Below are 14923 nucleotides of genomic sequence, written 5' to 3'. Positions count from 1 at the left end.
ATTTAAGGTCAGAAAAAACACTATTTGATATTAATTCCGTAACTTTATGGGGATCAAAATCCGATACTATCGCTAACGTAACAGCATCCTGCTCGCAGCTTTAGCTGTCAGGAAGAAGAACACAAACAGAAAACAAAATGGAAACGAATAAAAAACACAACCCGTTAAGCAAAGAAGAGGAATATGTGATTGTACACAAAGGGACGGAGCGTCCTTTTACGGGAGCACTTTTGGACAATAAAGTGAAAGGAACCTACATTTGTAGGCGTTGCGACAGTCCACTGTACCGTTCGGAATCAAAATTCGAATCTGGCTGTGGATGGCCGAGCTTTGACGACGAGATCCCTGGCGCTATTACTAGAATTACGGATGCGGATGGTCGTCGTACAGAAATACTCTGCAGTGAATGTGGTGCGCATCTGGGGCATGTTTTTCTCGGAGAAGGCTTCACAGCGAAAAACACACGCCATTGCGTCAACTCGATTTCGATGAAATTCGTTGCGGATACTATAGCGTAACCTTTGCTTTAGTCGACTCACGAATTTTCAATTCACAAGGCAACACCATCTTACGTGTTGCTTTTATTTTGCCCTGCAGCCGAAGCAAAAGTATATTAATCAGATTTTCTGCGATCTCCTTGATCGGTTGAGAGACAACAGTGATGGAAGGCTCCAGCAATTTAAAAACAGTATGATCATCGAAGGCAATCATAGCAGGCATAACAAAATTATATTTCTTTGATGCTTTCAAACCAGAAATTGCCAGATAATTAGTTGAAAATAGCACAGCATCCAAGCGATTCTCACAGATAAAATCTTTCAGGGAGTCCATTGCCTCCTCATCCGATGCATCCATCTGAATTTTCTGAATGAAGCTTTGTTGCTTATTGTTATCCATTGCCTTCAGATAACCGTCTGAGCGTTCTTTCATCTGCGTCTGGTCCGAATATAAGGAAACAAAGCCAATACGTTTATATCCTTGCTGACACAGATGGTCGGTGGCATCAAAAGCTCCCTGAAAATTGTCCGCCCCGACATAGTCCGTTTCCAATCCTGGAAAATAGCGGTCAAAGAGTACAACAGGTATATTACTTTGCTGCAATTGCTTAACAGTATCTTCCAAACCATCTGATGGTGTAATAATAAAGCCATCGACCTGACGGTCGTAAAACATCTGAATTAACTCCCTCGCCTTGTCTACATCGTTATTTGTGCTACAATAGATAATGCGGTATCCCTGCTCGTAGACCTTGCTTTCGATCAGACGGGCGATATTTCCAAAAAATGGGTTCGAGATATCTTCGATAATCAGCCCCAAAATCTTGGTTTTTCCGGTGCGCAAGCTTTTCGCCAATTCATTCGGCTTATATCCTACTTTCTTGACATAATCCAATACGCGCTTGGTCAGCGCTTCACTGATACGCTTCTCTTTCGCCTTGTCATTCAAAATAAAGGAGACTGTAGTTACAGAAATTCCCAATGCCTTTGCGATATCACTGATCAGAATACGTTTCTTCATGTAGAGTAGGTTTGTTAAGTTTTTATTTCGAAGATTACTAAAGTAAAAAATTTAACGACAATTTACTAAAATAATAATAAAATTGCGCTAAAAGGTTTTATTTACTAATTTTAGGCAGTTTCAAACACCCGAATACAACACCTATGACAGGAAATAAACTTATCACAACAGTGTTGGGCACGCTAATTTTACCATTTTGCGTTCAAGCTCAACAAAATTTAACACAATATGTCAATCCCTTTATTGGCTCAGCGGACCACGGACACGTCTTTGTCGGAGCCAATGTACCTTTAGGTGCAGTACAGCTTGGACCAACTCAGATACCACAGGTTTGGGACAAATTCAATGGTTGGGATTGGTGCAGTGGATATAATTACAAAAGTCAGGAAATATTAGGTTTTACACATACGCATCTGAGTGGAACAGGTATTGGCGATCTAAATGATCTTATGATTGTTCCGGCGAATGGCAAACTGCAATTAACGCCAGCAGAATTCAACAAAATGAATACGGGCTATGGTTCATCTTTCAAAAAAGAAAATGAAATCGCTAAACCCGGATTCTACAGTGTGTATCTGGATGACTATAAGGTCCAGGCGAATCTAACAGCAACGGAACGTGTCGGTTATCATCAATATCGTTACGAAAAAACAGACAATGCACATATTTTGGTGGATCTGGGCTATCATATCAACTGGGATAAACCGACAGATACCTATATTAAACAAATAAACGATTCCACGTTCGTTGGTTACCGCTTTTCTACCGGTTGGGCAACTGATCAAAAACTATACTTCGCCATAAGAACTTCGCAGCCTATTCAGAAAGTTCGATTTTTTGATGGCAAAGAAGAAAAACTTGGTCAGACCACGTTCAAGGGACAAGCAATCAAAGCGGCGCTTTTCTTCGATGCAGCTAAAAATAAAAATATTGAACTGAAAGTTGGTATTTCGCCAGTTAGCTCTACCAATGCGTTAAATAACATCAATGCCGAGATTGCGGGCTGGAATTTTGAAAAAGTAAAACAAGAGGCAGATCTACGCTGGAACAAGACCTTAAACAAGATCCAGTTTGAAGCAGATAAGGATACCAAAACAATCTTTTACACAGCGCTATACCATACTTACTTCGCGCCCACGATTTTCAACGATGCAAATGGGGATTATATGGGTACCGATAAACAAGTATACGAAAAACAAGATTTTGTCAATCACACCGTATTCTCCTTATGGGACACCTATCGCGGGCTTCATCCTTTGATGACCATCCTTGAGGACCGTAAGATCAATCAGGATTTTATCAAGACAATGCTTGCCATCTATCAACAGCAGGGGAAATTACCGATGTGGCATCTGCAGGGTAATGAAACCAATACAATGGTTGGCCTGCCAGCTATTCCGGTGATTGCCGATGCATTCTTAAAAGGAATCATTGACGAGAAAGATTATCCTTTAGTATGGGAAGCTGTCAAGACCACAGCAATGGGCAATGATCACGGCCTAAAATACGCACGTGACCTGACCTATATCCCTATTGACAGCATGCCGAACGAATCGGTCGCTTGGGCACTGGAATATGCCATCGCTGATTTTGGTGCTTATAAAATAGCAGAGAAACTTGGTAAAATCGAAGACGCTGCCTATTTCAAAAAACGCTATAAGCTTTACGAGCAATACTTTGATAAAGAAGTTGGCCACTTTGTCGGCAGAAAAGCTAATGGCGACTTCCGCCGCCCTTTTGATCCGCTAATGGCTAAGCACCGTGAAAATGATTACTGTGAAGGTAATGCATGGCAATACACTTGGTTGGTACCGCAGGATGTGACAGGCTTGATCAATCTTTTTGGTGGTGAACAGCAATTTTTGAAAAAATTGGACTACTTTACAACAATGTCCTCGGATTTGGGCGGCGAAGCTTCACCAGATATCTCGGGATTGATCGGGCAATATGCGCAAGGCAACGAACCCAATCACCATATCCCTTATTTGTATGCGTACGCAGGACAGCCATGGAAAGGTGCAGCGTTAGCGCGTAAAGCGATGACTGAGTTTTACACAAATACTCCAGCGGGGCTCTGTGGGAATGATGACGTCGGGCAAATGAGCGCATGGTACGTCTTTTCAGCAATGGGGTTCTACCCGTTGAATGCGATGAGTGGAGTTTATGTATTTGGTTCACCGATGATGGAACATGCTAACGTTAATTTACCAAATGGTAAAACCCTAGCAATTAACGTTAAAAACCAAGGCAAAGCAAACCAATACATCAAATCCATTAAGTTAGATGGAAAGCCTTATACAAAGACTTTTATTACGCATGCACAGTTATTGCAAGGCGGTCAAATGGAAATTGAAATGAGTGCGACACCAAATAAAAATTTTGGCAAGAACAAAGCAGATAGACCAGCTAGCGTTGACAATAATTAACTGAAAAATTGTCAGCAAAACATTCATGGATTAATATTTGTTAATACCTTATTATATAAATTTAAGGAGAACAAAAAATGGCAGATTACAAAAACATCAACATACAAGACATCCCTGATGGGGGCGAAAATCCAAAAGACTTCTATGATACTTTCAAAGAAAGATTAGAAGACTTGGAAACCTTCCCAAAAGACTATACCTATAAGTTTATCTTACCGAAAGATCAGGATCATTTCAATCAGATTCAACGCGTATTTGATGATACGGATGCACGATTTGATTTCAAGGATTCCAAGACAGGTAAATACACCTCGATTACGGTCAGTCTAAATGTAAAAGATGCAGATCAAGTCATTTACTTCTACAAAGAAGTAGCGAAAATAAAAGGTGTTATCATGTTATAAAAAAGAAAGNNCTTTCTTTTTTATAACATGATTGAGTCCAATAAAACGATTGCCTTCGATGTAAATGGTCAATTTACCAAGTTACGGGGTTGACCTGGACCGCCTTAAGTTTGAATAATTCTTCTTTTCCCATCAGTGGTTTGATCTTTAACTCATACGCTCCAACCTGATCGAATGATAATGTCGCTACCGTGTGCCTGATAAAAGGTAGGGGATATTTTTTATCGAAATTTGAAGTGCGCAGTGTCCGAAAGAAAAACTCCTGACCATCTATCAGCAATACCCCTTCCTGATTTGCATTTCCCGGCTCACAGGCATATTCAAGCACAACTTGATAATCTCCGGGCTCCACTACCCGAACATGAAATACAGCTTGATCAGTACTGTTATCTTTGATCCCCACCACACAAGTGGTATGCTTCCAATCACCATAATAATGACTATAAGTTAAGTTTTCTATCCTGGCATTTCCTTTTGTTTGAGCCGCTGCCGCATAGATGATGTTTTCTTTAAATTGGTTGGAGACAATAATGGGCGCCTTCGCATCATAGCGAGGTGAAGGCCCACTATATTCTACGACAAATACTGTATTGATGGCATCTGGGGCCAAAGTCGGCAGGTCAATCACAATGTCCTTTCCTTTCTTTTCCCATTTTACGGGCTGCCCTCCGACCAAAGCATAGGCTTTCGTAACATGGACATCCATTTCTGGCACCAATAATTTGCCATTCAAGGGTCTATTCCAAACATGTAGAAACTGTTTTCCAGGTTTAGAAGTGCTCACTCCCCAGGGCTGTTGCGGGATAAGACCTTGCGTGGTACCATAAATACTCTCCCCATTCTCTTTCAACCATTTTCCCGTTTCGCGTAAAAATTTAGTTGAGTATTCTGGAATACGCCCCGTGCCATCCGGTCCCACATTCAACATCAGGTTGCCCCCTTTTGATGCCGCTTCGGCCAACAGATGAACGATGATATCGGGAGTCTTAAAGTTCAGATCATGTCTGATATATCCCCAGGAGTCATTATGCGTGTAGATCGACTCCCAGGCTCCTCCCATAGGTTGAGCTGGCATCTCCGAGTCACCGTAATCCTTATAATCCCCCAAGCCATGCCCCACTCTGCTGCTAAATAAACTTTTCGGTTGTAATGAACGTAATCCCTCCACAAACAGCTGTGTCTCTTGTTTTGTCATTCCACCGGGCGTATCGAACCATACAATTCCCAAGGGGCCGTAATTCGTCATAAGCTCTTTAAGCTGAGGAACGGCTTTTTCCCGATAATATTTTTGATAGTCTTTTTTTGTTTCATCAAAATCCCAAGTATTTTTACCTCCATTGGGATCGTGCCAATCCTGAAATTGCGAATAATAAAAACCAAAGGGGATACCTTGTTTGCCAACAGCCTTGGCAAGCGCCTTCATCGGATCCTTTTTGTAAGGTGTCGCATCAACAATGTCGAATCTACTTACTTTTGAATCATACATGGCAAATCCTTCATGATGTTTGGCCGTGATCACCACATATTTTATTCCAGCATCTTTTGCCAGCTGCGCCCATTCCTCAGCATTGAAATTTACAGGATTAAAAGATCGCGCCGCTTCCTCATATGATTTTACCGGAATTTTAGCCTGGTTCATAATCCATTCACCACTGCCATAATAACGTTTCCCATTCCACTCTCCCCCTAAATGCGAGTACAGCCCCCAATGGATAAACAGTCCAAACTTAGCATCTTTAAACCATTGAATATTGCTATTTTCCTTCTCTGAGGAACGATTATCCCACATTTCATCCATCGTCTGCCCACGCAGCTGAATAGGTATAACAACACAGGTTAAAATCATTAGTGCCCATAAGTTACTTCTTGAAATTCTTAAATTTATCATACTTTAAAATTTACGGTTTATACCTACGATTATCATACCTAATGGTCCCAATCCTCTGTCCGGAAAGGGTGCAGGCAACTCGTCTCGATTATACAAATTGGGGCGCGAAAAATTTTTCCAGACGAATCGCACGGCGAATGGTTTATCAATCATTGGATTCGACACTAAAATAGTATTATTTTCGATTTTTGCAGCTGCCCAGACAAATACTTTATCTACCTAAGAAGTTCCTGCTTGACCAAATCATCACGAACAGCCAGCTCTTCCATCTTTACCTTATCAAACAACTCTTTCGGAACTTTGAGTTTCAAAAGATAACATATCGGGCGTCCCGATTGAATCCCCGGACTCCATCTTTTTTGCATTCTTAGAAAATCAAGTAGAACGAGATCTTTAGAACCGTTTCCCCTGTCCATTAGGGCCCCGTTTTTTGTGACGAGTACCTCAAATATATGATCAGCATGGATCGCTTTGTCCAACCGGCCTTCCCGCTTAGCTTCGTTTAGATAGTTTAGCCAACGGATCTCAAAGTTATTCATTCCCTCCTTCGGGGCAAGAAAAATATCCACGGCCGTATAGATATGGCTTGTATCAGCATTTTTTGGTACCTGCGCCACAACCGGCCGATATAATACCGACAAAAATAGAAAACAATATATTCGGACCATAATTAAAAGTATAGCACCAAGTTAATCAAATTTAGTGCACAAAAAAAGCCCGCTATTCAGCGGGCTTTTCTATATTTAGTTAAAGAACAAGCTTATTCTTGACCGGCACCAGCTACTGGAGCTTCGCCATTTGGCTTATCTTGTTTTGGTTTATCTTCTTTTGGAGGACGAGGCAATAAAGCTTTACGAGAAAGTTTCATTTTACCTTGTTTGTCAATATCCAATAATTTAACCGTCACTCTATCACCTTCTTTGAAGATACCGTCCATTGTTTCAAGACGTTTCCAATCGATTTCAGAGATGTGCAATAAACCATCTTTACCCGGCATAATCTCTACGAATGCACCAAATGGCATAATAGATTTTACTTTACCCTCATAAGTTTCACCAATTTCAGGTTTAGAAGCAATCGCTTTGATACGGCCAACAGCATCATCAATCGCAGCTTTGTTATCAGCGAATACCTGAACAACACCTTTATTGTCAACTTCTTCAATGGAGATTGTCGCACCAGTCTCACGTTGCATTTCTTGGATAATTTTGCCACCAGGGCCGATTACAGCACCAATAAACTCTTTATCGATCAACAATTGAACGATACGCGGCGCATGTGGTTTGTAGTCTTCACGAGGTGCAGAAATAGTTTTCTTCATTTCACCTAAGATATGCAAACGTGCTTCTTTAGCTTGGTCTAAAGCTTGTGTCAACACTTCCCATTTCAAACCGTTGATTTTTAAGTCCATCTGACAAGCCACGATACCTTTTTCAGTACCAGTTACCTTAAAGTCCATATCACCTAAGTGGTCTTCATCACCCAAGATATCTGATAAAATGGCATATTTACCAGTTTTCTCATCAGAGATCAATCCCATTGCGATACCAGATACTGGAGCTTTTAATTTCACACCAGCGTCCAAAAGAGCCAATGTACCGGCACATACTGTTGCCATAGAAGACGAACCATTAGATTCCAAAATATCGGAAACTACACGGATTGTATAAGGATTTTCACTATCTGCAGGCAAAACCTGTTTCAATGAACGCATCGCCAGGTTACCGTGACCAACTTCACGACGGCCAGGACCTCTATTTGGTCTTACTTCACCTGTAGAGAACGCAGGGAAGTTATAGTGAAGGATAAATTTGTTATAACCGTTGATAAAAGCACCATCAATCATTTGCTCGTCGTCTTTAGCGCCTAAAGTAACCGAAGTCAATGACTGTGTTTCACCACGAGTGAATACGGCCGAACCGTGTGCCGCTGGCAAATAATCCACTTCAGACCAGATCGGACGTACGGTACGCACATCACGGCCATCCAAACGCATACCTTCATCCAAAACCAGATTACGGACAGCATCATACTGAACATCATGGAAATATTTTTTGAATAAGAATGCGGTATCATCATCCAACTCCTCAGGCATTGTCGCTCTGAATTCTTCCGCAATTTTTGCAAAGTTCTCCGAACGCTCATGTTTTGCAGAAGCCGATTTTGCAATTGCGTATACTTTATCATAAGTTGCAGCAAAAATGGAATCTCTCAATTCAAGGTTTTCAGGTTCGTGATTATATTCACGTTTTACTGTTTTACCAACTAAATTAGCTAATTCTACCTGAGCAGCCACTTGCTTTTTGATTGCTTCGTGAGCAAAAGCGATTGCTTCAACCATTTCAGCTTCCGAAATTTCTTTCGCTTCACCCTCGACCATACCGATATCCTGCGCGGAACCGGCAACGATAAATTCTAAAGTTGCATTTTCAAGCTCTGATAATTTTGGGTTGATGACCAATTGACCATCAATTTTCGCTACACGAACTTCTGAGATAGGACCATTGAAAGGAATATCAGATACTGCAATTGCAGCAGATGCCGCTAAGCCTGCCAAAGCATCAGGCATAATATCTTTATCTGCAGAAATCAAGCTGATGGCAACTTGTGTATCTGCGTGATAGTTTTCAGGGAATAATGGACGTAATGCACGGTCTACCAAACGAGAAATCAATACTTCATAGTCTGATAACCTAGCCTCACGGCGTAAGAAACCACCTGGGATACGGCCAGTAGCCGCATATTTTTCTTGATAATCTACTGAAAGTGGTAAAAAATCAACACCGGATTTAGCTTCTTTGGCAGAAACGACGGTTGCTAGCAACATCGTATCACCTTGTTTTAATACTACAGCTCCATCAGCCTGTTTTGCCAATTTTCCTGTAGACAATTCGATCTGGGTGCCATTACCCATATCGATGGTTGTTTTAATTTCGTTGTAATTCATTTAATCTTGTTTTTGACACGCTTTTCATCTTGTTGGCAGCGGGCCTATATTTTAAATACGTTAGATTTCAGCACAAAGGTAAATTAAAATATTAAGATTAATGCAATTAACGGTTAGCTAAATACGTAAAGCCAATACTAAGGCCACAGGGAGGTTATGCAACTGTCGTCATTCTTTGAAAATTTGCTAAAAAAAAGCACCTTCGCGTGCTTTTATATGTGCTATTTTTTGAACATTTTCCGAATAACAACGGCCCATTCAGAAAAGACTGGGCCTTGGGTACTTTTAATAATGCTTAGATCAGCTGGAGGTTAACCCTACCAACAGATTAACTTATCAAGCCAGAAATTGTGATTTTAAATTTGGGTATTTTCGTTACACAAGCGTAGCACCTTCCCTTTTTTCCTCTTTTAATTTTTAGGGGACAGCATTAGGATCAACTAGTGATCAAATTAGGACTTTTCACAGTACTTGTTCAGTGCTCGTTCAGTATTTGCTCAGTGATAACTCAGTATAGACTGAATAACCAATGACTGATTACTGTCTAAAAATTGATTGAAAATTGTTATTAGGTATAATCTGGTATTAGGATATTTCGGCTTTAATGCCTATCTTAACTATCCACATTATAATCAGTTAGTTATGGCAATCATCAAAAATGGCGTTAATGGAACTGTTTCTGGGAAGGCAGGTTCCGTTGTGTTTGTGTTAACGAAAACAGGAAATTATGTGCGTTCTCTCCCGCGCGTTAAAAAACGAGCGCCTACGCCTGAACAGCTGCTCAGTAGAACACGCTTCAAGATTGTGCGGTCGCATATTAGCCTGTTAAATTCGATCATCAAGATAGGTTATAAGGCGTATAGCTATCCAAGGCGGGCATACGATGTCGCTATGTCTTATAATTTGAACGAAGCACTTATCCAGGAAGGAGACGGTTTTGTGGTTGACTGGCAGAAATTTATGATTGCCAAAGGAAGCCCCAATCCCATCACTTCCTACACGATGGATTTCGATCAAGAAAACGGCGTGCTTCAGGTTACTTGGGAATATGACACCTATCTAGAGAAAAAATTTGACACAAGGTCTTACGATTCCTTCTTACTCCTATATAACCCAGCGGATAATGGGGTTGAATATCCACTTTTGATGAACGACTCGAAAAATAGCTTAATATCTGGCAAACAAGACGTTAATATTCCAGAGCATAGAAAGGAAGCGACTTATGAAGTGTATATATTTTTTGTAGAGAGCTATGGTGGAGGTAATACAGACAGCCTGCACTTGGGGAAGATAAAGGTGTGACTATAGCTATTAATGACACTATCATATATTTATAATGCCTAAGACGAGATATTTCATAAAAAAAGCCATCCAAAATCTGGATGGCTTTCCTAAAAACCTTTGTACAAAAGCTTATTTGATAATATCACGTAGACCCAGACCTTTAATGATCGCACGGTAACGGTTAATATCTTTTTTGTAAAGATAAGCTAATAATGAACGACGTTTACCTACTAACATTTGTAGGGCACGTTGTGTACCGAAATCTTTTCTGTTCTTTTTCAAGTGCTCAGTTAAGTGAGCAATTCTCTTGGTGAATAAAGCAACTTGACCTTCTGTAGATCCTGTGTTTGTAGCTGATCCAGCAAATTCTGCGAAGATATCAGCTTTGTATTCTTTACTTAAATACATCTCTTGAATAATATTAAAGCGTTAAAAAATTTATTAATTGCCTGCAAAGGTAGTGTTTTTTTTGAGATGAACAAATTTCGCTCCTAACTTATTCAATTCCACTACACTTTTACATATATTTTCTTCTTGTCAAGCCAGTAACAAATCACCCACATGAGTGTCAGAAAGCACAGCGAATACACAAAAGAACCAACTTCAGGGATACCAGGTACTTCGGCACAGACATATTTGTAAAACCAACCGAAGGCATCTATATATTTCTGTGATCCATCCTCCTTTAATCCATCCTGGATGCGGAATAATCCCAACAAACGTGGTAAAATTCCACTCAACACAAATATAAACAAAGGATTCTTGCCAAAAACATCAAAAAATTGAGTCAATTTATTTTTGACGCCCTGCACTTCGATAAACCAGATCATACCGCCAAGAGTCATTGTAGCAAGCCCTGTTGTATAAAGGACATACGAACTTGTCCAGATCTTTTTATTGATCGGAAAACCGAGTGCCCAGATCCAAGCCAAAACCAAAAGCATAAAACCTGTAACAAACATCCCAGACAACAACTTAAAATGAGGCTCGTTTGAAGCAGATACTTTAGACCATAGCCAATCTACCTGGCCTTGCTTTTTGATAAATACACCCACCAAATAACCAAACACGACCTGCACTATTGCTGGTAAGGTACTCATCAATCCTTCGGGGTCAAAAGGTACGCCCTCTCCCTTATAAACATGCGGCAGCCCCAGAATAGCGATGTCATATTTAGTTCCAAACCATCCTGCTAAACTATATGGATCAGCTCCCCCAGCCATCGCACAAATACCCCAATACAGCAATAAAATACTAGTGCAAATCCAAATAATCGCTTTCTCTTTAAAATAATATGCTATTATAGATGCAAAACAATACGCGATGGCAATACGTTGCAATACGCCAAGGATACGAATCCCACGACTTGGGTCGTTAGGGTCAACCCATTGTTTAAAAACGAGTTCTGCCCCCTCCCATTTAATAAAAGGCCACCAATTAATAAAAAGTCCTATGGCAAATATTAAGATAGTACGTTTAAGTACTTTTTTCCAGAAAACTGCGGGACCAGCTTCTTGCAATCGAGGGACCACAAAGGACATGGCATTCCCCACAGCAAATAGAAAAAATGGAAAAACCAAGTCCGTTGGTGAGCAACCATGCCAGGCTGCATGTTTCAGCGGCGCGAACATATGCGCCCAGGTTCCGGGATTATTTACCATAATCATCAGCGCCACAGTCGCTCCACGAAACACATCCAAGGAATAATAGCGTTGTTTCATCATAAATTAAGTGATTAGCTCGTAAATATAGGTATTAACGAATTCATTTTTATGCACAATATTTATAATAATGGCATAAACAGGAATTCTAAAACCTAATTTCTATCCAATATCAAATTTTTACTGTCTAAATTTATTTTGATCTCAATCAAAAATATAACGCAAACAAAAAAACTCACTGTTGTTATTATCCAATATTATTATATAATTTTTTTGCCAAAAGCTTATATAATAATTCAATTTTAAATATTATCAAATTATTATTCTTATGATGAAAGTAATTCTATCGTTTTTAGTGGCCGTATTGACCACCTTCACCGTAAACGCACAACGGCTTCCAAGAATAAAAATATTAGCTACAGGTGGTACCATAGCCGGTCAAGGAGCGTCAGCAAATCGATCTGCTTATACCGCGGGAGAATTACCTATTGGTGATCTGATTGCGGCTGTTCCCGGAATAGAGAAAGTCGCAGAAATTACGGGAGAGCAGATTGCTAATGTAGGTAGCCAAGATATGTCTGTAGACATATGGGTGAAACTTAATAGACGTATCAATGAAATTTTTAAAAACAACGAAGCTGATGGTATAGTCATTACTCACGGTACCGATACACAAGAAGAAACTGCATATTTCCTGTCCCTAACAGTACGTTACGATAAACCTGTCGTAGTTACCGGATCAATGCGCCCTGCTACAGCCATGAGTGCTGATGGACCCAAAAACCTTTATGATGCTGTTGTGGTTGCAGCTGCCAAAGAAACTGCTCATAGCGGCGTGTTATTGGCATTTAGCGAAAACATCTTTTCGCCGCGGGACGTTGCTAAAACCAGCACAACACATGTCAGCGCTTTTTCTGCGCCAAATTCTGGACCTATTGGTCAGGTATACGATGGAGAGGTTGTCATGTACCAAACTCAATTACGTAAGACAAATAAAAGTACTCCTTTTGATATAACTGGATTGACCTCACTTCCTGAAGTAGCCGTGGTGGAATTGTTTGCAGATGCTCCTGCAACAGGAATAAATGCTTATGCAGCTGCCAAGGTAAAGGGAATTATTACGGCAGGATTGGGTAATGGGAATCTGAACAAAGCTAATACAGCCGCCGTAAGCGAAGCTGTAAAGAATGGAATCACTGTTGTACGTGCTTCACGAATTATCAGTGGCCGGGTAACATTATTGGACGAAACAGATGATGCCAAACTAGGAACAATTGTTGCTGACGACCTTAGCCCACAAAAAGCCCGTATTCTACTGATGCTCGGCTTAACTCAAACCACAGATAAGAAACAATTGCAACAGTATTTCTTTGAGTTTTAAAATCCAACTGACTCTTTTATATCGTACGACCGCTTCGCAGAGCAAATGAGTACGGTATAAAAGAATCACTCAAATATCCTCTATGGAGTCCGAAAACTCCCAATTCTTATTTCAATCATCATAAAAAATGAGAAAAATAGCTGACCATTGGAAAATCATTATCGGAATAGGATTCGGAATACTTTCGGGAGCACTAATAGTTCAATTTGGAGCAGAAGGAAAGTCTTTTGCTATAAACTGGATTAAACCTTGGGGTATCATGTTTATGAACTCCTTAAAATTAATCGCAGTTCCGCTTATCTTCACTTCGCTCGTTAAAGGTATCTCTGACTTGAAAGATATGGGAAGTTTTTCAAAAATTGGAAAGCGTACTTTTATCTGGTACATAATTACCACATTTATTGCCATAGCGGTAGGCTTAATAGTCGTCAACCTTATTCGACCAGGCCTATTCGTCTCCGAGGACACCCGAACCAAACTAATCACGGACTATACGTCAAGCTCTGACAATGAAATCGAACATACCAATACTGTCTATAGCGGCCCACTTTCTCCATTGGTTAATATCGTACCCGATAATATCTTCGACGCTGCATCTTCAAATGCAAACATGTTGCAGGTCATTTTTTTCGCTCTATTATTCGGATCAGCACTACTCATCATTACGGATAAACGAAAATCTGTCGTGAAGCAATTCTTTGACGATTGTAATGAAATTATTTTAAGAATTGTGGGTATGATCATGTATGTGACCCCATTCGGGGTTTTCTCTTTAATGACATTACTTATCGTGGAGGCCCCATCATCAGACATTTTTATAGCACTGGGTGTTTATGGCCTTACGGTAATCATTGGCCTTGGTTTATTTTTATTATTATATGTCATTTATCCGGTTCTCGTAAAGTATTTGGGAGGGACATCACCTTTGACTTTCATTAGAGCGATGATTCCCGCACAATTGATTGCCTTTTCAACGAGTTCGGCCGCAGCATCGTTACCTGTAACACTAAAATGTGTCCAGGAAGGACTAAAAATCAGGCCCGAGGTCAGCAATTTTACAATTCCTGTTGGCGCAACAATTAATATGGATGGCACTACATTATATCAGACTGTTGCAGCTATATTTATTGTGCAAGTAACAGGCCACCACTTAGATTTCTCAACGCAGATCACTCTTATATTTACTGCTGCACTTGCTGGTTTTGGCGCAGCAGCAGTTCCTGGGGCAGGCATTATGACTTTAATTATTGTATTAGAAGCCATCAATGTAAATCCTGCAGCGATAGCTCTGATTGTTGCGATTGATAGGCCTTTAGATATGTTAAGAACAGTTGTGAATGTTACGGGCGACGGCATGATCTCCCTTATCGTTGACAAACAAATACCGATTGATAAATTAAATCCTTAAAACGTA

At 40.3% G+C, this 14923-nt stretch carries 12 protein-coding genes; 6 read left to right on the top strand and 6 right to left on the bottom strand.

What is annotated here, in order from left to right; all coding sequences use genetic code 11:
- Positions 1-104: 104 nt before the first annotated feature.
- On the top strand, positions 105-518 hold the full coding sequence (locus tag B4A24_RS17255) for a methionine-R-sulfoxide reductase (protein ID WP_293946436.1): 414 nt from the start codon (positions 105-107) through the stop codon (positions 516-518).
- Here B4A24_RS17255 and B4A24_RS17250 read toward each other — a convergent pair.
- Positions 508-1518 (bottom strand): LacI family DNA-binding transcriptional regulator, encoded by a 1011-nt coding sequence (locus tag B4A24_RS17250; protein WP_293946306.1) that lies wholly within the window; start codon positions 1516-1518, stop codon positions 508-510. The two genes, B4A24_RS17255 and B4A24_RS17250, sit on opposite strands and share 11 nt — an antisense overlap.
- A gap of 143 nt (positions 1519-1661) precedes the next feature.
- Between B4A24_RS17250 and B4A24_RS17245 the strand changes: the two genes are divergently transcribed.
- Together B4A24_RS17245 and B4A24_RS17240 are read left to right on the top strand one after the other, a co-directional pair.
- Complete coding sequence (locus B4A24_RS17245; RefSeq protein WP_293946305.1) at positions 1662-3944, top strand: GH92 family glycosyl hydrolase; 2283 nt, start codon at positions 1662-1664, stop codon at positions 3942-3944.
- 77 nt (positions 3945-4021) lie between these two features.
- Positions 4022-4348: a DUF493 domain-containing protein gene (locus B4A24_RS17240; RefSeq protein WP_293946304.1), complete on the top strand. Its 327-nt coding sequence runs from the start codon at positions 4022-4024 to the stop codon at positions 4346-4348.
- 73 nt (positions 4349-4421) lie between these two features.
- Here B4A24_RS17240 and B4A24_RS17235 read toward each other — a convergent pair whose 3' ends face one another.
- From B4A24_RS17235 to pnp, 3 genes are all read right to left on the bottom strand, one after another.
- Positions 4422-6236 (bottom strand): alpha-L-fucosidase, encoded by a 1815-nt coding sequence (locus B4A24_RS17235; RefSeq protein ID WP_293946303.1) that lies wholly within the window; start codon positions 6234-6236, stop codon positions 4422-4424.
- A 215-nt stretch (positions 6237-6451) separates the two neighbouring features.
- Positions 6452-6904, bottom strand: a complete 453-nt coding sequence (locus tag B4A24_RS17230; RefSeq protein WP_293946302.1) for a hypothetical protein — start codon at positions 6902-6904, stop codon at positions 6452-6454.
- Positions 6905-6996: 92 nt separating this feature from the next.
- A complete protein-coding gene (gene pnp / locus B4A24_RS17225) occupies positions 6997-9183 on the bottom strand; it encodes a polyribonucleotide nucleotidyltransferase (protein WP_293946301.1) in 2187 nt (728 codons plus the stop codon).
- Positions 9184-9825: 642 nt separating this feature from the next.
- Here pnp and B4A24_RS17220 point away from each other — a divergent pair.
- Entirely contained in the window at positions 9826-10485 is a 660-nt protein-coding gene (locus tag B4A24_RS17220) for a DUF6266 family protein (RefSeq protein ID WP_293946300.1), read from the top strand.
- A gap of 111 nt (positions 10486-10596) precedes the next feature.
- Here B4A24_RS17220 and rpsO read toward each other — a convergent pair whose 3' ends face one another.
- Both rpsO and B4A24_RS17210 read right to left on the bottom strand, forming a co-directional pair.
- Positions 10597-10875, bottom strand: a complete 279-nt coding sequence (gene rpsO / locus B4A24_RS17215) for a 30S ribosomal protein S15 (protein ID WP_046674145.1) — start codon at positions 10873-10875, stop codon at positions 10597-10599.
- A 101-nt stretch (positions 10876-10976) separates the two neighbouring features.
- On the bottom strand, positions 10977-12191 hold the full coding sequence (locus tag B4A24_RS17210; RefSeq protein WP_293946299.1) for an acyltransferase family protein: 1215 nt from the start codon (positions 12189-12191) through the stop codon (positions 10977-10979).
- 265 nt (positions 12192-12456) lie between these two features.
- Here B4A24_RS17210 and B4A24_RS17205 point away from each other — a divergent pair, with 265 nt between their 5' ends.
- Positions 12457-13509: a type II asparaginase gene (locus tag B4A24_RS17205; protein WP_293946298.1), complete on the top strand. Its 1053-nt coding sequence runs from the start codon at positions 12457-12459 to the stop codon at positions 13507-13509.
- 127 nt (positions 13510-13636) lie between these two features.
- Positions 13637-14917, top strand: a complete 1281-nt coding sequence (locus B4A24_RS17200; protein ID WP_293946297.1) for a dicarboxylate/amino acid:cation symporter — start codon at positions 13637-13639, stop codon at positions 14915-14917.
- The last annotated feature ends 6 nt before the right edge of the window (positions 14918-14923 follow it).

It is taken from the genome of Sphingobacterium sp. UBA7249 (assembly GCF_002472835.1).
Lineage (GTDB): Bacteria > Bacteroidota > Bacteroidia > Sphingobacteriales > Sphingobacteriaceae > Sphingobacterium > Sphingobacterium prati.
Note: the sequence above shows the minus strand (reverse complement) of the source record. Positions and strands in the feature narration are given on the sequence as shown.

Coding starts and splice junctions, on each gene's coding strand:
- B4A24_RS17250 (WP_293946306.1), bottom strand. CDS start 1,518: ATGAAGAAACGTATTCTGATCAGTGATATCGCAAAGGCATTGGGAATT.
- B4A24_RS17245 (WP_293946305.1), top strand. CDS start 1,662: ATGACAGGAAATAAACTTATCACAACAGTGTTGGGCACGCTAATTTTA.
- B4A24_RS17240 (WP_293946304.1), top strand. CDS start 4,022: ATGGCAGATTACAAAAACATCAACATACAAGACATCCCTGATGGGGGC.
- B4A24_RS17235 (WP_293946303.1), bottom strand. CDS start 6,236: ATGATAAATTTAAGAATTTCAAGAAGTAACTTATGGGCACTAATGATT.
- B4A24_RS17230 (WP_293946302.1), bottom strand. CDS start 6,904: ATGGTCCGAATATATTGTTTTCTATTTTTGTCGGTATTATATCGGCCG.
- pnp (WP_293946301.1), bottom strand. CDS start 9,183: ATGAATTACAACGAAATTAAAACAACCATCGATATGGGTAATGGCACC.
- B4A24_RS17220 (WP_293946300.1), top strand. CDS start 9,826: ATGGCAATCATCAAAAATGGCGTTAATGGAACTGTTTCTGGGAAGGCA.
- rpsO (WP_046674145.1), bottom strand. CDS start 10,875: ATGTATTTAAGTAAAGAATACAAAGCTGATATCTTCGCAGAATTTGCT.
- B4A24_RS17210 (WP_293946299.1), bottom strand. CDS start 12,191: ATGATGAAACAACGCTATTATTCCTTGGATGTGTTTCGTGGAGCGACT.
- B4A24_RS17205 (WP_293946298.1), top strand. CDS start 12,457: ATGATGAAAGTAATTCTATCGTTTTTAGTGGCCGTATTGACCACCTTC.
- B4A24_RS17200 (WP_293946297.1), top strand. CDS start 13,637: ATGAGAAAAATAGCTGACCATTGGAAAATCATTATCGGAATAGGATTC.